Here is a 19525-nt window from a genome sequence, read left to right on the forward strand (position 1 = left end):
TATCAAAGAATACAAATAAAGGTATGCAATTGTTATCGTAGCGTTGAGTTATGTTAACAATGTAGCTAGAATGAAAAGCAATCTTTTATTGATAGAGGCAGTCACTACTATTATGAATGCAAAATACGATACTTTGTTTGGCTGTGCTGTATTCAGCAGGACGGCAGTAGTTTCTAGCTTATTATCTGTGTTGGCACTATCTGTATTGACATTGTCAGGTTGTCAAACGTTGTCAGGCTATAACAAGATAGAAAATGCCAATGAAGCCGAGGTATGGGCAGGGCAAATAATTCCCCTTGATAACGAGGTTAATATTGCCTGTGCAGGGACTTACCACTGCGAAATTATCAAAATCGATAATACAGCAATAATCTCTGAAGACACTCATAAGCCTGTTAATCCTGCTCTTTTAGTGCCTATAGCTAATACTTTTGGCTTGCCATATAACCAGCTTAATCAAGCTCAAAAAGCGCAAGTACAAGCCCAGACTATACTGCTGACAGATAATAATTCAGTAAAACTGATAGCGCTATCTGCATCTGGCATACCGGGCTTAATTAACTACTATGCGAGTGTAAAACCAATTAAGCGTGAAGTACATGTCAATTATTATCCTGAAAATAACATGGATTATGTTGAGCGCTTTGCCTTGATTGACGAATTTAAAGAGCAGGGTATCTATCTGTTGCAAGCCTATCGCCAAAAACCTACTAAAAATGATGGTAGCCTATTGGATAACGCCTCAGCGACGCCCTTATGTATTGATTTGCTAAAAGATCGAGTATTGCAGCGTCGTTTTTGTAAGCAGCTAGACAGTGCTAATCAAGGCGAGTTTGTAGAGATGAGCATTAAAAGTTAATCATAGCGCTTGACTGATTTACCAGTTATCACTTATTGAATCATTTATTCACAAGGAATTATATGGCAACGATCTTAACACTAGCAGGCGATGGTATCGGTCCTGAGATTATGACCCAAGCGATTGACGTCTTAGAAGCCGTTAATAAAAAATTCAATCTAGAGTTGACGCTTGAATCAGGATTGATAGGCGGCGTTGCTTTTGATGCTACTGGTGAGCCATTACCAGAGGAGACACTCACTCGTGCGCGGGCAGCTGACGCAGTATTGTTAGGTGCTGTTGGTGGTCCTAAATGGGACAGTATAGAGCGTAGCAAGCGACCTGAGCGTGGCCTACTTAAGATCCGTAGCGAGCTGGGACTATTTGCTAACTTACGTGTGGCAAAGCTCTATCCGCAGTTAGCGAACGCTTCTAGTATTAAGCCTGAGATCATCAAAGGTTTGGATTTATTAATCGTGCGTGAGCTGACAGGCGGTATTTATTTTGGGGAGCCGCGCGGTATTCGCACGTTAGAGAATGGCGAGCAGCAAGGCTATAATACGATGGTCTATAGCACCAGTGAGATTCAGCGTATTGGTAAAGTCGCTTTTGAGCTGGCACAAACTCGTGCAAAAGCAGCAGGAACACCCGCAAAGGTATGTTCAGTGGATAAAGCTAATGTGCTAGAAGTGACTGAGCTATGGAAGCAGACGATGACAGCTATGCAAGAGGCGGACTATAGCGATGTGGCGTTATCACATATCTATGCGGACAACGCTTGTATGCAGCTCATTCGTGACCCTAAGCAATTCGATGTCATGGTGACGGGGAATATGTTCGGTGATATTTTATCTGATGAAGCCGCGATGCTTACAGGTTCTATCGGTATGTTGCCATCAGCCAGCTTAGACAAAGATGGCAAAGGCATGTACGAGCCTTGCCACGGTTCAGCGCCTGATATTGCAGGGCAAGATAAAGCCAATCCATTAGCCACTATTCTATCGGTGGCGATGATGCTGCGCTACACCTTTAAGCAAGAGCAAGCAGCACAAGCTATTGAACAAGCCGTCAGTGATGTGTTAGATGATGGCCTACGCACGGTAGATATCTTGGATAGCAGTGAGTCAGGCTTGACGCAAGTTGGCTGCACACAAATGGGTCAGGCCGTGTTGGCTAAATTAGTTTAGGCGGCTAGCCGTTTAGTCTAAAACTATAATAGTCAGTTCGAAATGAAATCGATACGCTAATATTAACGTGCAACTGGTATTAATTTTCCTTGCGTGCTGTGTCTACGCTGACAGAGGCTGCGCAAAATTAATCCCAGCTGCACTGCATCGGTTTTAAAGTGATTCAACTATAGTCTAAAGTCATATTATTTTAAACCTATAAATAGCGATGCTGTTTATAGGTTTTTTTATGCATCATTCATGTACTTGAACCATGGTTTTTAACACAGATACCCTATGGATGAGCGGTTATTAACACAACACTGTTATATGCTCACACAGCCCTATGGCATGATTGATAAGCTAATAAAATAGATAAAAATAATATATATCATCAAACTTGCTTGAGGAAAATAATATGTATGCATTAACTAAGATTAGCAGTGCTGTAGCTGCAATAAGTCTGTCTACTTTGCTGTTTATGAGTCCTACTATGGCAGCGACTACAAATGCTAATAATAACGACAGTAGCCCAGTAACCAATGGGGTTAGTCAAGCGCTCAGCGGTAATAGCAAAACGGTGAAATCCTTAAATAACTTATTACCGACTATCAAATACACCACAGATGGATTATCCAAATCTGCCCAACAAGTTAATAACTCAGATTGGAAACCGAATGCGAAAATAGATCGCAGCTTTGGTACTAAACTGCAAGCGTTGTTAAATTGGCATCAAAATGGCGTCGGCGCAGTAGATGGCTATTGGGGTAAAAATACTCGTAAAGCCATGCAAGCGTTCCAAAAAAAGAATAACTTGCAAGTAACGGATAATTTAAATGATGAAACGTGGCAAGCACTGACCGCCAGTGAGCGACTAACTCGTCAGCCTGTATTAGTCAGCTATAAGCTCACTAGTGATGATGTAGACTTTAAGACGACGACTATCCCTGCTGGTGCAGAGGCAAAAGCTGAGCTGGATGGTATGTATTATGAGAGCATCACTGAGGGTTTAGCTGAGAAGTTCCATATCAATGAAAAGTACCTTAAATCGCTAAATCCCAATGCGAGCTTTAGCGCTGGTGAGACTATAACCGTTTATAATCCAGGTAACCCCAATACTAAACCTGTCAGCCGCGTAGTCGCTGATAAAACCACCCAGACATTATACGCTTATGATGATAAAGGTGATTTAGTTGCCAGTTATCCGACGACGGTAGGTAGTACTTCAACGCCTTCACCATCTGGCACGCATAGTGTAAAGGTAAAAGTACATGAGCCCAATTATACTTATAGTAGTGATGATGGCGACAAGTCTATTATCCCGCCAGGTCCGAATAACCCAGTAGGTATCGTATGGATTGGCCTGAGCAAACCTTCATATGGTATTCACGGTTCACCTGATCCTGCTCGCATCAGCCGCCAAGCTTCGGCAGGCTGTGTCCGTTTGACCAATTGGGATGCGCTGGCATTATTAGGTACGATCAATAATGATGCGACGGTTGAATTCAAATAAGCTATCGTTGGAGCAGTTTTAAACGACTATAGTGTTACTCGTCACAATACTATAGACAAAAAAATACCGCTGATTATTAGCGGTATTTTTTATTGGACAATTCAGCATTTTTACTACGATAAGCAAATTAAATAAGCGGGTATTTTTTATTATTATCCTCTGGGTCATCCAGCTATAAATCAATGATTGCTGGCTGGGTTAGCTGGATAAAACGCTTACTAGTAGCTTATATGTTTTAGTTTATATACCGTATTAAGTCTTACCACGATAAGTGATACGGCCTTTTGATAAGTCATAGGGCGTCATCTCAACTTTGACTTTATCACCTGTCAAGATACGGATGTAATGCTTACGCATTTTACCTGAGATATGAGCAATGATTTCGTGTCCGTTTTCTAAGCGAACTTTAAATAAAGTATTAGGAAGGGTGTCAATAACTTCGCCTTCAAATTCAATAATGTCGTCTTTTTTAGCCATAATTTTATGTCAATCAATGAAAAATAAGCCCATATTATACGTAATTTGATGCCTTAAAGCAACAAAACTAAGGGTTTTTACTTGACAGTATGTAAGTGATATGTATGCTGATTCACAGTTTAGCGCTTACTGGCTCAAATAATCGACCTGTAGACTAATCAGGCAGATTGAGCCAAATAGGCGTTAGGGGTGCATTTGGCAATAGCTGCTGAAAGTGCTCAGGATAATAGGCATTAATAAAATATAGTCCATCACCAGATGCGGTAGGCGGGGCAAGGGTGCGATCTTTTTTTGCTAGTATCTCTAAAAAGCTTGTGGCTGGCAGATCATGACGACCGATAGCATATAGAACCCCCATAAGGTTACGCACCATATGATGTAAAAACCCATCAGCTTGGATATCAAAAACGATAAATTGACCGTGTTGAAACAGCTTGGCGTGACTGACATTGCGTACAGGCTGATTGGACTGACAAGCAGCGGCGCGATAGCTACTAAAGTCATGAGTACCTGCTATGTCAGCGGCGGCGGTTTGCATCGCTGCTAGATCAAGTGGCTCATAAATATGAGTGACCTGATGATTGAGAATAGCAGGGCGCTGCGGCTGGTTCAGAGTAATATAGCGATACCGTCTAGCAATCGCTTTAAAGCGTGCATGAAAGTCGCTTGGCATCGGCTGCACCCAGCGTACAGCAATATCATCAGGTAGTAAGCTGTTGACCCCACGTAACCAATTATGTGCAGGCCTATAAGCATGGGTGACAAAATGGGCAATCATGTTGCTGGCATGAACGCTGGCATCAGTACGACCTGCCGCTACTACTTCAACAAGCTCATTAGCGACCTTGCTAATCGCAGTCTCTAAGGCTTGCTGAACACCGAGTACCTCTTGTTGCCGCTGCCAGCCATGATAATGCGTACCCAAAAACTCAATAGCGATTGCTAGAGTATAAGTGGGTGTCTCTATAGTAGGGTCTTCAATGATCATAGGTTCGGACATAGTCATTATCTAGCTAAAGTTTAAATTTATTTAGAGCCTAGCTGAGTTTAACGTTTTTTGATAGTGGTGCTGGTTTGATTAATATCATAAGACCAGCGTTGCCTGCGCCTTGCAGGACTATCATAACGCAGTAGCAACCACAATAATCTGGCGTAAATAGCCGCGATGGTCAAGCGACCACCAGCAATGACATAATAGTCATATTGCCAGCTACCTGCAACATAGCTATCGCTGACCCCGCCGAACGGGCATTGACTGGCGCAGATTACCATATGGCCTTGGCTATAAGCTGCTTGCAGGGCTTCGGCTAAATCGGGGGAATAAGGAACGTTACCTGCACCAAATCCTAATAATATAATGCCACAAGGCGGCGTATCTATTAAAGCTTGCAGCTGTTTGGTAAGAATGGAGGTGTCATTGGGTAGACAATATAACGCATGAACAGCAGCTTTCGGAGCGCGATCTTCTATGTCTTTGGCTACTAAGCTTTGATCATCTAGCCAATGCTGACGACGGATATCGGCAAAGATTTTGATATAGCTATTGGCAGGATAGGCGGCTCGCGAGTGACCCGTAAAGGCCATAAAGTCGTGACTATGAATCTTTTGCACGGTTTGAGCAGGCCAAGACTCACCACCGAAGCTGATCTTAACGCCAGATACGCCAGCACTAGCCACGCGTAGAGACTCTGTCAGATTATCCCAAGCATCACTACTTTGATCGACTTGATAGCTTTGTAGCACCTCACTATCAAGTAATGGTCGCATGCTACCCGTCACTACAATACAGATATCCGACCCTGCAAATGCCTCTGATAAAAAAGCACCTAAGTAGCTTAATGTATCCGTACCTGTAATTAATATAAAGCGCCGAGACCCTTGTGCGTAAGCTTGTAATAATAGCTTATAAAAATGCACAAAATCAGCTGGCGTCAGCTGGCTACTGTCTTTGATTAGAGCGTTATCTAGCCACGATATGACTGGCAAATTGCTTGCTTGCGCTTGCTCACTTAGCAAAGTCTGCAGGGCAGGTAAGAACTCATCAGCTGCTAGAGGCGCTAGCGGACGACCATAACTACCGAAAGTGCCACCAGCATAAATCAGCTGCACAGGGGCGGAGTTTGTGCTTATATCAGGTGGTGCCATAATAGGTAATGCCATAAAAAGTATCGCTATAAAATAAAAAATCAGCAGCTTATGATCGAATCAAAAGGTGCTGATTATAAATCGAAGTTAGATCTTGTACAGTCTCTAAGCAGTTTATGCAGTACGAGCCAATAACATCTTGGCTTTTTGTTGTTGCTCACTATTACCTTGAGTAATAACTTCGGTGAGCAGGCGCTTAGCACTATCATATTCACCCAGCTGCAAATAGTGATCTGCCAACTCTAAGGTGACTTGATAACTGTTTAACGTTTTTACATAATCAAAATCGCTAGTAAGTATGGCACCAAGCGTTACTGGAGCTAGATTATTAGTAAGGATGATTTTTTGCGTACTGACAGGGCTAGAAGAATCTGTCACGGCTTCAACATCCAGACCATTATTATCATCAAATACCAGATCATCGAACATCATATCATCGTCGAGTAATTCGTTACCGACTGATTTTTCGTCGTTAATAGCTGGTGACAATGCTCCTAGAGCATCTATCGTGCTAGGCGTATCTATAGCGATATCATCAGTAATTGGCTTATTGGTATCTGATTTATCACTAGCTGGTTTATCAGCAACAGTAAAATCAAAGGTTTGTTCATCATCTAAGCTTGAGTTATCGGAATCAATAATAGCAGTATCATCGCTAGATATGACATGACTTTCATTATCAATATCACTTATTGCATTATCTGAGACAGGGCCTGTAATACTATCAAAATTATCAAGACTATTATCACTTTCTTCTAAGTCAAAACTAAATTCGTCTATACTGAGTTCGTCTATACCTTGCTCGTCTATACTGTGCTCAATAATCGGCTGGTCTTCGCCCAAAGCATCGCTTCTAAGTACTGTGGCATAATCTTCTAAATCTAAGGTGAAGTCGTCCGCTGAATCTAGCGCCTCAGAATCACTATTAGTGCTGACATCTATTGAATGCTCATCCGCTAGAAGATCTTCTGTTTCCTCTTCAGTGATAGTTTCAAAATCAAGAGTAAAGTCGTCATCTATATTAGCGGCATTATTAGAGCTAGTAGATAAGTCTGCTCCATCTATATCAATGTTTGATAGATCATTATCTTTAAAAGTATTCGTATCTTCAGGCATATCGTTAGAAGTATCTGTCGCTTCTAAGTCATCTAAAGTTAGGTTAAAAGAATCATTACTGCTGTCACGGTGATCGATTTCAGTATCAGTATCAGTATCAGCGGGTTGGCTATCACCAAATGTTTGATCACTATCAAAATCTAGCGACATATCCTCATGCAAAAAAGAATCAGTAGCAGATTCTTCATTAGGAGAGTCAACAAACGAGGAGCTATCTAACGACATATCATCAGAAAGGGAATCCTCAAATGACGTGGTATGCCTATCACTTATAAGCTCTTTTAGTTGATCCGCCTGTTCAATGGTTTCTGGATCGCCTTGCGCTTGTAGAATATGATAGACCCGATCAAAATCTTGATACTGATTGGATACAACGTAGACGTTTAATAGCTTTAATAATAAAGAGTCATCGTGAGGTTTTTCAATGAGACCACGCTTTAGGGTTTCAATAGCTTTATCATAGCGCTGTTGATCCATGAATCGCTCAGCAATCGTGACATTGTCAAACTTAGTAGCGATACTATCATTATTCAAAGTTTTTGTTTCAAGGCCAGATAAGCCTTTATATGATCTATCATTCTTAATCTTACGGCTATCGCCTAAAAATGTGAGATTTCGCGCCTGTCTTCTGCGCATCACTAATACAGCTAGCAACAAGATGATAACCAATACTGCAAGGATATATAGCATATTATCCATAAATACTCCCACGCCTATGAGCGCTGATTTTAGCAAAATGGCTAAGTAATTGCTAATTGCATAATGAGTGATACACGCTATAAAAATAGTGCGTTGTTGTTTTTATTTTTATTGCAAAAATTAGACCGTTTTATTGGAGTTTGAACGTTGCTGTCTTTTATCCGCAATGGCAGCTTGCAAGCCTTGTTGAGAAGGAACCGTAGCATAATGAGAAAGATCTAGCTTAGCATCAACCTTGAGATGATTTGAATCTTTTTTGATAAATGCATTTAAATTTTGTGTCTTGATTTGATTCATAACCATCAAAACATCAAGGTTATTTTGTTCTGCAACTTGCTGCGAGATCACCCATAAATTATCATTTTTTTGTACAATATAGCTAGGCGTTGACAGGTTTTGAATAGCTAAAGGTGATGATAATCGGTTCTGAGTATGATCCTTAGTAGAGATCGTTTTTGCAGAAGATGCCTCATCAAAATTCAAGTTTATAGTCATTATCTTGCGACTAATTTGAGTATTGAGACTAGGGTATGAAGCTAAGCGACTAGCTGGTTGTCTTTGCTCGTTATCGATTTTGGCTACAGATGCAAGCTCAATGATACGGTCTGCGCTAACGTCAGAGCTACTGATAGTATCAGAGGTGTTATTAATAGCAATTAAAGGGACAACTGGATCTATATCTATTTGAGATCGAATAGTAGAGATAGTATTTATTCTATGCTCATTAATACTAATAGTATTATGAGGAACTCTAGACTGCACTAATATGTCAGTCTTTTGAGTTTTGGGGATAGCAAATAAAGGCGGAGGTGCTTGGCGACTGGCTACTAATATCTGTGGGCTGCTAGTGTTAGACTCTGCTAATGAAGGGCTCTTTTTTCTTGGTAGCTCAATAGGCTGGCTGGCATTAAAAACAGGTTCTATCGATTTAGGGCTTGCAAACAAGGGCGGTGGCGCTTGACGACTGGCGACTAATATCTGTGGGCTACTGGTCTTAGACTGTGCTAACGAAGGACTCTTTTTGACAGATAGGTCAATAAGCTGACTGGTATCAAAGCTAGGCTCTACTGTTTTGGACTTTACGAATATAGGCTCGGGTATTGCAAGCAATGGCAGCGATACTTGATGACTATTCGCTATAATCTGCGAGCTACTGGCATTTGACTCTGCTAAAGAAGGACTCTTCTTCACCGACAGCTCAATAGGCTGACTGGTATTAGAGATAGGTTTCACTATCTTGGACGTTGCAAGTGCAGGCTTAGACTTTACAAACGCTGGCGGCGATATTTGACGACTATTCGCTATAATCTGCGGGCTGCTGGTATTCGACTCTGCTAACGAAGGGCTCTTTTTAACTGGCGGATCAATAGGTAGGCCAGCGTTATATACGGGCTCTGCTGGCTTAGGACTAGCAAACAAAGACGGGGGCGCTTTACGGCTGGCCACTAATATCTGCGGACTATCGGTGTTTTTGTCCGATAATAAAGCGCTGTTATTAACAGGTAGAGTAACCGTTTTATTAGCCTGTATGACAGGCTCTACAGATTTGACATTAGCCAGTATTGGCGGTGCACCGCGCTTTACTATTAGTGGGTTAGCAGTATGAGCGTTGACGATAAGGGTAGAGTGGTCAGGGTTTTTAGCAGTCGCTAAGATAGAGCTCGACTGCTTGATTGAAACGTTAGTAGCCAAAGGCATCAACAAGGTTTTGGGAATAACCTTACGTTGACCTTGATCACTTAGAGCTAATACCACATCAGTAAAGGGCATAGTAATGGGCTGAGTACTGGTGATAACGACAGTACCAGTGGTAGCAGAAGTGGGTACAAAGCTGACAGACATAGAGGGCTGAGGCGTTAGACCTAATTGCTGATAGATGATAGGACTTGCCAAACGGGCTGAAAAATCTGCTGAGCGAATACTCGTCACAGTGATACTGGCAGTCAAAGGCTGATGCTGTACAGAGGTTATCACTGTCTTACCCATAGTCGCAGCTTGAGCTGCAGGCAGAATCACAGCGGTACCAACAGAACAAAGCAGTCCAACCGATATGCCTTTATGCATAGCTGACAGACGCATAAAAGGTAGATGCATACTGGTTAGGTGATGAGGTAGATACCAAGACATGCGCAGCCCTTATATAGCTCAAGAATGGTTAGACATATTTATTAATAATAAGCTATTGCGACTACGATAACAATACAATTTTATTCGTATGCTTACATATAGTGATTTAGGTTATTATTTAAGCAATATAGTAATATGACCTCTTATTGTTTTAACCGTAAAATTATTTTGACTATGAAAATTCATATTTTTATCTGATAGCTATTTTATCCAATAACATCGCATCACCATAACTAAAAAAGCGGTATTTGTGCTCGATAGCGTGCTGATAGGCTTGCTCAATAGCTGATTTGCCAGAAAAAGCAGCTACTAACATCAGAAGAGTAGACTTTGGCAAATGAAAATTAGTCAGCAATCTGTCTATAACCTTAAACTCAAAACCTGGATAAATAAAGATATCGGTATCACCTGACCAGCTGGATAAAGGTTGATTGTCTTTGGCCGTATGCAAATAGGCGCTCTCAAGCACACGAGTAACGGTAGTGCCTATAGCGATAACTTGCTTGCCATTGGCATGAGTTTGGTTAATCAGCTCTGCGGTAGCTTGTGGCAGGTGCGCGTATTCACTATGCATCGTATGATTGAGTAAATTATCGGTTTTAACAGGGGCAAAAGTACCTGCGCCGACATGCAAAGTCACAAAAGCGGTATGAATACCTTTATCAGCTAACATTGCTAATACTTGCTCGTCAAAATGTAGGCTAGCAGTAGGTGCGGCGACGCTGGCAAGCTTCGCTGGATCGTGAAAGACAGTCTGATAACGAGTGTTGTCTGTCTCGTCAGCATGACGCTCAAAATAGGGCGGTATCGGCAGCTCGCCATATAGCTCTAAGTTAGGCAAAATAGGCGCATCAAAGGCTAAGATAAACAAGTTCTCTTGACGTCCTAGCATCACGCCGTGCATATTATTATCTGCTAAAGACAAGTGCTGACCTAGCTTTGGCGCTTTACTGGCTTTTACATGACATAGAGCGACATGCTCAAATCTTTCTATTATCTTATCGTCATTATTAAAAAGGACACTATCGATAAGACTTTCAACATCCGCACTATCGACTAAGCGCTCAATCAATACCTCAACTTTGCCGCCTGTGTCTTTACTACCGAACAGTCGTGCTTTCATTACCTTAGTGTCGTTAAAGACGATTAGATCACCTGCATTCAATAGTGAGGCAAGTTCAGTAAAGGTATGATCTTCTATGTGTGCATTTTGATTATCATTAACGACAGTAGTCGCTGGCAAGTACAACAATTGAGACGCTGAGCGCTGGGCTAGGGGATAGCGGGCGATCAATTCATCTGGCAGCTCATAATCGTAATCAGCTACGCTTAGGTAGTCTAAAGGTACTGAATCGCTATTATCAGTAGAAAGGTTAGAATGGGTGTTAGAAATTACTAGGTTGGATGCAGTCATAAAGGTCAGTAAATATAAGGTTATTTTGGCGTAATTGTAGCAGAAAGCAGAAGTGAAAACTTATAGTAGATAGTGTTTTTATTAAAAAATAGCCTAAGTGATTATAAATGATGGTTTATATAAGATAGCTTTAACTAATCAAATAAGTCTAGTTGTGGCAAGGTTTGGGCGGCTGGCGCAAGAGAGGAGTAAGTCACACCAACTAGACGAATAGGCAACTCGCGTGGAATATCAGCGAACAGTTTGTCCAGCCAATAGTGAGCGGATTCAGCGCTATCAAAGGCGGTTGATAAGGTGTGCGAGCGGGTAATCTGAGTAAAGTCTGCGTACTTAATTTTTAGCGTGATCGTATAGCCCGTTAGCTTCTTATTATGCATCTGCGTATAGGCATCTGAATTTTGCTCATATATTTGCGCTAGTAGCTCTGTATCACCCGTTAAATTATCATGAAAAGTGGTCTCAGAGCCGACGGACTTGTGTTGCCGCTCAGCCTTGACAGGACGTGTGTCACGGCCATGAGCGATATCATGATAAAACTGCCCGCGTTTACCAAACTCATTGACCAAAGTCGTAGCGGACATACGCTTAAGATCTGCACCCGTACTGATACCCATGGCATGTAAACGCTTCGCTGTAGCTTTACCAATACCATGAAAGCGCTCAATCGGTAGCGTGCTAATAAAAGCATCGGCATCGGCAGGGGTGATAATTGCTGTGCCATTGGGTTTATTGATATCAGAGGCAATTTTGGCGAGCATCTTATTAAAAGACACGCCAGCCGACGCGGTCAACCCTGTATGCTCTAATATCTGCGCTCGCAGCCAATTCGCCATCAACGTCGCCGAGCCTTGATGCACTGTCAATCCTGTGACATCGATATAAGCCTCATCTAAAGATAGTGGCTCAACTAGTGGCGTCAGACTGTGCATAATTGCACGAATATCGGCGCTGACCGCACGATAAACCTCAAAACGTGGGCGTACAAAGAGCACCTCAGGACAGCGCTTACGAGCCTCATAGCAAGACATCGCTGAGCGTACGCCAAACTTACGTACTTCATAACTGGCGGCTGCAACGACACCACGACCCTTTGGATCGCCACCAACCACTAAAGGCTTGCCACGCAATTCAGGAAAGTCGCGCTGCTCAACGCTGGCATAAAAAGCATCCATATCGAGATGGATGATCTTACGCTGGATTGGGGGTATTAGGTCGGTTTCAGGTGCATTAGGATCGGTAGTCATAGGTTTTATTTTACCTGATATGACAGTTTTTTTAATAGGAGAATTATTATGATACTGCAATATCATACACGGAATAAAACGTGAAAAAACGTGAAAAATGTGATTTACTTTTTATAATACATGGTATACACTGCTCTTAAATAACAACTATGATAGAAGGATATTTCAAGATGATGGATAAAAAAATAAAGTATTTGGATAGTACAACTCAAACTCTTAAGGATGAAGAGTTATTAGGCAATACAGTTTTAAGACAATGGGAGGTGATTGTTGAGCTAATTGATCAGACTAAAAGTTTAAACCTAGATAAGCCTATTCTTCTTGAAAAAACAGAAAGCGATATGGGTCAAGTAACCTCTGAGAATTTTCGTAAACGTATGAGCATGCTCAATCAAGAGTTCAGTGATAATAATCTAGGTATTGAAATCAAGAATAGTAAAAGTAGTGTGGTAATAGCTATTGATGAAGAAAAACTGAATGACAATCTCAATCAGCAGACAGCAGAATTTATTAAGCAAAGTAATGCTCATAATAAGTTAGACGGTGATAAGTTAGTATCGCCAAAGGCAAGTGCAAAGCCTACAGAAAGTAAAAGACAGGTGTTATTTAGCTATTCGTGGGAACCAAACAAAGAAGAGCTTAACGCTCAAAGACAGTTCGCCACCATGTTAGAAGATAGTCTTAAAAATCCACCTGCTAAATTTCAGAATAGTCCTAGAGTATCGCTCTTCACTGACTATAAAGACTTCGAGCTAGGTGAGGATCAAACTGAACAACAAGATGCAATGTGCCAAGAAACGCCTATGGCAGTTATCTGTTATACGCATAAGTATTTACACTCTACAGCTTGTAAGCGTGAAATAGATTACTATTTAACAGAAGATGGCAATAACCTTCCCAATCGTCGTGCCTTAGTTCTTCCGTTCGATTGTAGCCATGGAGAAATGGATGCTAGATATCAAAAAAATCTAGCGATGATCCCACCTACTGATTTTATTAACGGCTTAGACTTTTTTACTAGTGCATCACCTGCTAATAAAAAGACGCTAGTAGGCCAGTTGGTTGAAAATATATACAATTGGTTTAATAAAAATCCAACCCCACCTAAATTTGATAAACACTATGATGTCAAAAATACATTGCGAGATACAGGTAATAGCATAGACTTAGCCTTTCAAAGTCCAGAATATTTGAAAGGCAATACTCAACAACATCAATATGAAGGAGCTATTGATATTGTTGATCTCATGTATAACTGGTCTACAGATACTGCAAATATGGAGACTCGTCTATTCTATTTATTAGGTGATTTTGGCTCTGGTAAATCAACCAGTTGTCAGATGTTAACTAAAAAACTAATGGATAATTATAACGATAAGATAGCGAAAAACGATATTTATGACAGTCCGCCTGTCCTGCCTATCTATTTAGATTTAAAAAAGCTCCTTAACGCTTTTAGTAATCAGAGAGATATTGCTATTCAACCTATCAATTCACTGCTTGAAACTATGCTTAGTAGCACTGGGGTTACTAAAAAAGTATCGGGAGATAGTATTATTCAGTTTATTAATGAATACCCTTGTTTATTGATATTTGATGGTTTTGACGAGGTAGGCCAAAAACTGAATGCTCAGCAGCAAACTGGCTTATTGAATAAACTATTAGAAATATTTCCTAAAAGTGTCTATCAGCAAGATTTAAATCGTTTAAACCAAGACAACAGTCAGAAAATATCGTCCGCTGTGCCAATTAATTCACGTATTTTGATCAGCTGTCGAACACATTTTTTCAAAAACTATGCGGAGCAAGATGCATTTCACCAGCTTTATTATCGTCATGAAGCAGGTGTCAGCGCAGGTGAAATAAAAAACTACCAAATTTATTACCTATTACCCTTTACGAAAGAACAAATTCAAAGCTATCTTGTTAATTGGCTTGGGAAGACAGATGCAGAAAAGGCGTTAAAATTTATAAACAATGTTCATGATTTATCAGGACTGTCCGAGCGTCCGCTTATGCTGAACCTTATTCGGGATTTATTACCTGAGCTACAAAAAGAATTTAAAAACAATCCTCATATTAATGCGTCAACACTTTATAAGCTTTTATTTGATAAAGTTGGCTACCGCGATAATGAGAAGCATTTAATACCTTTAGATGAAAAACGAAAACTATTAGGACGGTTCGCTTTGTATTTGTGGCAACAAGGTATTACAACCCTACATGTAGATGCTTTAGATAACTGGATGTTAGATAATCGAAATGATTATCCGCAATTAAATATTAAACTCAACTCTGGTCAGTATGACCCAGAAGTAATACTACAAGACTTACACAACGCCAGTTTGTTAGTAAGAGACAATGACGATGAATATCGTTTTGCGCACACTTCATTTTTTGAGTTTTTTGTCGCTGTAGGTATATTCGATAGTGTCATTCATTGTAATAATACTGAGCAAGGATTTGATTTGATTTTTAATAGAGATAATCTTGGTAAAGAGATTGTTCAGTTTCTTATAGATTGGCGTTTAACAATTCGAGAAAGTGAAAAAGATAAGTTTGATCAACGTTGGCAACAGCTTCAGCAAGTAGACAGTGATGTTAATAGTCGACAGATAGCATTTGGTATATGGTATTTTGCTTATAGCGAAAATCAAGAATTTACAGTGTTAGATAAACCGAACTGGCAAGGATTAAAGTTAGTTAATATTAAGTTAGATAAACAGTTAGAAAATAACATTTTAGACTTAAGTGAAATTAATTTATCTGATGCTAGTATTGAAGAGTGTAGTTTTAGTTTTACTGACTTGTCTAAAATGAATCTAACTGATACTTATTTTAGACAAAATAAATTTGACGTATGTAAGGTTGAAGACTGGACAGATGAAACAACTCTTTTCCATGAAAACAGATTCAATAATTGTTTAACTCCAAACATATGGCAAAGTTATAGCTTACTGCACTCAAATCTAGTTACTCCTTCTAATGGAAGTAAGATATTAAATAACTCTTTTATTTTACAACAACTTATACATGAAAAATCAAGTGGAAACTTAGCTTGCCTTCATCCTGATGGTATACAGATAATACTAGGGGGTGAGGGAGGAGCAAGTCTCTGGCAAATAACCGACGAAAATAACATCATCTGTTTACATCGTTTTCTTGAAGAAGTTGTTACGAGCTGCGAATTCAGTCCTAATGGCTCTCAACTAGTGACTGCAGGTCATAGAGGAGCAAGTCTCTGGCAAATAACCGACGATAATAACATCAGCCGTTTATACCATTTTCTTGAAGAAGAAGTTATTACGAGCTGCAAATTTAGTCCTGATGGCTCTCAATTAGTAACTGCAGGTCATAGCGGTGTAGCTCTATGGCAAATAACTGACGATAACGTCATCTGTTTACAGCATTTTCTTGAAGAGGTTGTTTCGAGCTGCGAATTCAGTCCTGATGGCTCTCAAATAATAACTGCAGGTCATAGAGGAGGAAGTCTCTGGCAAATAACCAATGATAACGTCATCTGTTTACAGCATTTTCTTGAAGAAGTTATTGCGAGCTGTAAATTTAGTCCTGATGGCTCTCAATTAGTAACTGTAGGTCATAGCGGCTCCATTCTATGGCAAATAACCGACGATAGTATCAGCTGCTTGCATAAATTTTCTGATGAGAGATTAACTAGAAGCTGTCAATTCAGTCCTAATGGCTCTCAACTAGTAACTGCAGGTCATGGCGGAGCCAGTCTTTGGGAAATAACCGACGATAATATCAGCTGCTTGCATAAATTTTCTGATGAATTTTTTATCAGAAGCTGCAAATTTAATCCTGACGGTTCTCAAATAATAACTGCAGGTCATAGCGGTGCTATTCTATGGCAAATAACCGACGATAATATCAGCTGCCTGCATAAATTTTCTGATGAATATGGTATTGAAAACTGCGATTTTGGTTGTGATGGTTTATGTATAACACTAGGATCTCATAGAGGAGCAAGTCTCTGGCAAATAACTGACGACAATAATATCATCTGTTTACATAAATTCTCTGACGAACAACCTATTACGAGCTGCAAATTTAGTCCTGATGGCTCTAAACTAGTAACAGCAGGTCTTAACGGTGTAGCTCTATGGCAAATAACCGACGATAATATCAGCTGCTTGCATAAATTTTCTGATGAATTCTTTATCAGAAGTTGCGAATTTAGTCCTGATGGCTCTCAACTAGTGATAGGAGGTCATAGCAGCGTAATTCTCTGGCAAATAGTCGAAAATGATATCATCTGTTTACATAAACTTTCTGATGAATATGGTACTGAAACTTGTCAATTTAGTCCTGATGGCTCTCAACTAGTGATAGGAGGATATCGAGGTGCAAGTCTTTGGCAAATAACCAACCATAATAACATCAGCCGTTTACGTCATTTTCTTGAAGAAGAAGTTATTACGAGCTGCAAATTTAGTCCTGATGGCTCTCAACTAGTAACAGCAGGTCATAACGGTGTAGCTCTATGGCAAATAACCGACGATAATATCAGCTGCTTGCATAAATTTTCTGATGAAGAAAATGTTGCGAGCTGTCAATTTAGTCCTGATGGCTCTCAACTAGTAACTGCAGGTCATAGCGGTGTAGCTCTATGGCAAATAACCGACGATAATATCAGCTGCTTGCATAAATTCTCTGATGAAGAAAATGTTACGAGCTGTCAATTTAGTCCTGATGGCTCTCAACTAGTAACTGCAGGCTATAGCGGTGTAATTCTATGGCAAATAACCGACGATAATAACATCAGCCGTTTACGCCATTTTCTTGAAGAAGAAGTTATTACGAGCTGCAATTTTAGTCTTGATGGCTCTCAAATAATAACTGCAGGTCATAGCGGTGTAATTCTATGGCAAATAACCGACGATATTATATGTTTAAATCAGATTGATAAGAGTTTAAGGGTTTTTGATATCGACCGAAGTTCAGCTAGTAATAGCATTGCTATTACTAGCTTTGACCGCACTTACCTATATTCCTTGAAGGATAATAAGATATTTAAAATAGGTGTTCTACAATTCTTCGACGATGCTACTATTAGTTATACGGATGATAGTTTTACAAATGTTTCTTCAATACAAGGTAAAGCTTGGAAGTATTTATATAATAAAGTCACGACTTCAGATAATACTATACAGATATTAGCACCTGATACTCATCCAGATTGGGACAAAGCGTATCATGAATAGTATTATGAAAGTCTATTAATTACTTATCTAAGTATTGCATGATCGCTGTTAATATTTTTACGAAAACTTAATAGCTAACTGAAATTTTTAGTCAGCTAAAAATCTCAGTTAGCTAACTAAAAATAATCAATCAACACTCCTACCCAACATCCAAATCCCCAGCGTAAGCAAATAGGGCAGGCGCGCCGCCTGTATGCCAAAACAACACGCTATCGCTTTGCTTAATTTGACCCGTACGTATCATATCTATCAGTCCGCCCATCGCGCGTCCTGTATAGACAGGATCTAACAATATACCCTCAGTCTGCGCGGTCATCTCGATAGCTTCATTCTCTAAAGCGCCAACCACACCGTAACCATCGCCAACGTAATCAGCATTTAGTATCAAATCGCTAGCTGAAAACTCATGATGAGTGTCAAGCAGTTTTGCCGTACTATTAGCCAAGGCAACGATATGCTGATCAAAAGATACGTTATCCATCTCACCCTTGTCGATATTGATACCAATGATTTGATAGCCTGTACCCAATATCTTATTGCCAAGCATCATACCTGCTTGGGTCGCGCCGGAGCTGGAGGCAAAGACGATATGTGTCAATGAGATATCCATACTTAGGCGCTGCGATTCAAGCTCTTTAAATGCCTCTACAAAAGCGATAGCGCCCAGCTCATTTGAGCCGCCATAAGGAATGACGTAGGGCTTTTTGCCGTCAGCTTTTAGTTGCTTAACCAAAGCAGGAATATCCTCACCCTTGCGATTATCTCCTGACCAGTGTATATGACAGCCAAATATCTTATCCAATAGCAAATTGCCTTGGACTTGCTCAGGCTCTGAGCCGCCTAAAACCAGATGACACTCAAGGCCTAAACGTGCAGCAGCGCCGGCGGTTTGCCGGCAGTGATTGGACTGAATAGCGCCTGCGGTAATCACCGTATCAGCGCCTTGAGCTAACGCGTCACCCATGATGTACTCAAGCTTACGGGTCTTGTTGCCACCGAGTGCCAAACCCGTCTGGTCATCTCTTTTCATATATATTTGTGGCCCGCCGAGCGCTTTACTCAGTCGAGTCAACGCAATCAGCGGTGTTGGAAAAAACCCTAGTGATTGTCTTGGCAGATCTTTATTCATAAATTGCTCTTTGTAGTCTTCAATTTTTATTTTGATACAGTCAATCAAACTTAAAAGTGGCATAAGGCCAGCGCGCAAGTACTACAGCAGTAGGCTTTGCGAGTCTAACGCTGTCACACTTTAAGAGTGGTTCGACTATAGTACGGCTGTTGTATATCTTAATAGGACACTATAATTATACTCTGATGGCACTCATCCAATACTAAAAGTCATCGCATTTATACTAGGGCATGTCCTCAATCTGAACCTTGACCGTTAAATGGGCTAAAAACGGCTAAATCTCTGCCAAACGGCGTCAAGTTGCTTGTTAATATCTCGATATTATCGGTACGACTTTGCTTGTTTGACTGCTATTTATCTCGTTTTTATCTCCATTTTCAAAATGAGGACACGTCCTAAGACATTATGATTTTATTGTTAATTATCTGCTGC

The 19525-nt window shown here is 40.4% G+C and carries 12 protein-coding genes; 4 read left to right on the forward strand and 8 right to left on the reverse strand.

The annotated features are described in order from the left end of the window. The first annotated feature begins 70 nt into the window (after positions 1–70). The 3 genes from Q9G97_RS04305 to Q9G97_RS04315 all read left to right on the forward strand — a co-directional run bounded on the left by Q9G97_RS04305 (position 71) and on the right by Q9G97_RS04315 (position 3517). On the forward strand, positions 71–859 hold the full coding sequence (locus Q9G97_RS04305) for a hypothetical protein (RefSeq protein ID WP_305899853.1): 789 nt from the start codon (positions 71–73) through the stop codon (positions 857–859). 62 nt (positions 860–921) lie between these two features. Next, positions 922–2025, forward strand: coding sequence for a 3-isopropylmalate dehydrogenase (gene leuB / locus Q9G97_RS04310; protein WP_305899854.1), 1104 nt, complete (start codon positions 922–924; stop codon positions 2023–2025). A 397-nt stretch (positions 2026–2422) separates the two neighbouring features. Beyond that, positions 2423–3517 (forward strand): L,D-transpeptidase family protein, encoded by a 1095-nt coding sequence (locus Q9G97_RS04315; protein WP_305899855.1) that lies wholly within the window; start codon positions 2423–2425, stop codon positions 3515–3517. 252 nt (positions 3518–3769) lie between these two features. Here the strand turns inward: Q9G97_RS04315 and infA are convergent, their stop codons facing one another. The 7 genes from infA to dinB all read right to left on the reverse strand — a co-directional run bounded on the left by infA (position 3770) and on the right by dinB (position 12739). Next, the gene (infA, locus tag Q9G97_RS04320; protein WP_007395612.1) at positions 3770–3994 is read right to left on the reverse strand and encodes a translation initiation factor IF-1; all 225 of its coding nucleotides are present in this window, start codon (positions 3992–3994) and stop codon (positions 3770–3772) included. Between the two features lie 154 nt (positions 3995–4148). Beyond that, positions 4149–4994 (reverse strand): tRNA pseudouridine(38-40) synthase TruA, encoded by an 846-nt coding sequence (gene truA, locus Q9G97_RS04325; protein ID WP_371747908.1) that lies wholly within the window; start codon positions 4992–4994, stop codon positions 4149–4151. A 47-nt stretch (positions 4995–5041) separates the two neighbouring features. Further along, complete coding sequence (locus Q9G97_RS04330; RefSeq protein ID WP_305899857.1) at positions 5042–6154, reverse strand: asparaginase; 1113 nt, start codon at positions 6152–6154, stop codon at positions 5042–5044. A gap of 99 nt (positions 6155–6253) precedes the next feature. Continuing rightward, a complete protein-coding gene (locus Q9G97_RS04335; RefSeq protein ID WP_305899858.1) occupies positions 6254–7954 on the reverse strand; it encodes a FimV/HubP family polar landmark protein in 1701 nt (566 codons plus the stop codon). A gap of 120 nt (positions 7955–8074) precedes the next feature. Next, on the reverse strand, positions 8075–10081 hold the full coding sequence (locus Q9G97_RS04340; RefSeq protein WP_305899859.1) for a FimV family protein: 2007 nt from the start codon (positions 10079–10081) through the stop codon (positions 8075–8077). A gap of 190 nt (positions 10082–10271) precedes the next feature. Next, positions 10272–11495, reverse strand: coding sequence for a tRNA preQ1(34) S-adenosylmethionine ribosyltransferase-isomerase QueA (gene queA, locus Q9G97_RS04345; RefSeq protein ID WP_305899860.1), 1224 nt, complete (start codon positions 11493–11495; stop codon positions 10272–10274). A 134-nt stretch (positions 11496–11629) separates the two neighbouring features. Then, the gene (dinB, locus tag Q9G97_RS04350) at positions 11630–12739 is read right to left on the reverse strand and encodes a DNA polymerase IV (protein WP_305899861.1); all 1110 of its coding nucleotides are present in this window, start codon (positions 12737–12739) and stop codon (positions 11630–11632) included. A gap of 170 nt (positions 12740–12909) precedes the next feature. On the opposite strand from dinB, the gene Q9G97_RS04355 reads away from it, so the two are divergent. Continuing rightward, positions 12910–17964: a hypothetical protein gene (locus Q9G97_RS04355; protein WP_305899862.1), complete on the forward strand. Its 5055-nt coding sequence runs from the start codon at positions 12910–12912 to the stop codon at positions 17962–17964. A 139-nt stretch (positions 17965–18103) separates the two neighbouring features. Here Q9G97_RS04355 and Q9G97_RS04360 read toward each other — a convergent pair whose 3' ends face one another. After that, positions 18104–19093, reverse strand: a complete 990-nt coding sequence (locus Q9G97_RS04360) for a D-cysteine desulfhydrase family protein (protein ID WP_305899863.1) — start codon at positions 19091–19093, stop codon at positions 18104–18106. Between the last annotated feature and the right edge of the window lie 432 nt (positions 19094–19525).

The sequence above is a fragment of the Psychrobacter sp. M13 genome, from assembly GCF_030718935.1.
Classification (GTDB): Bacteria; Pseudomonadota; Gammaproteobacteria; order Pseudomonadales; family Moraxellaceae; genus Psychrobacter; species Psychrobacter immobilis_G.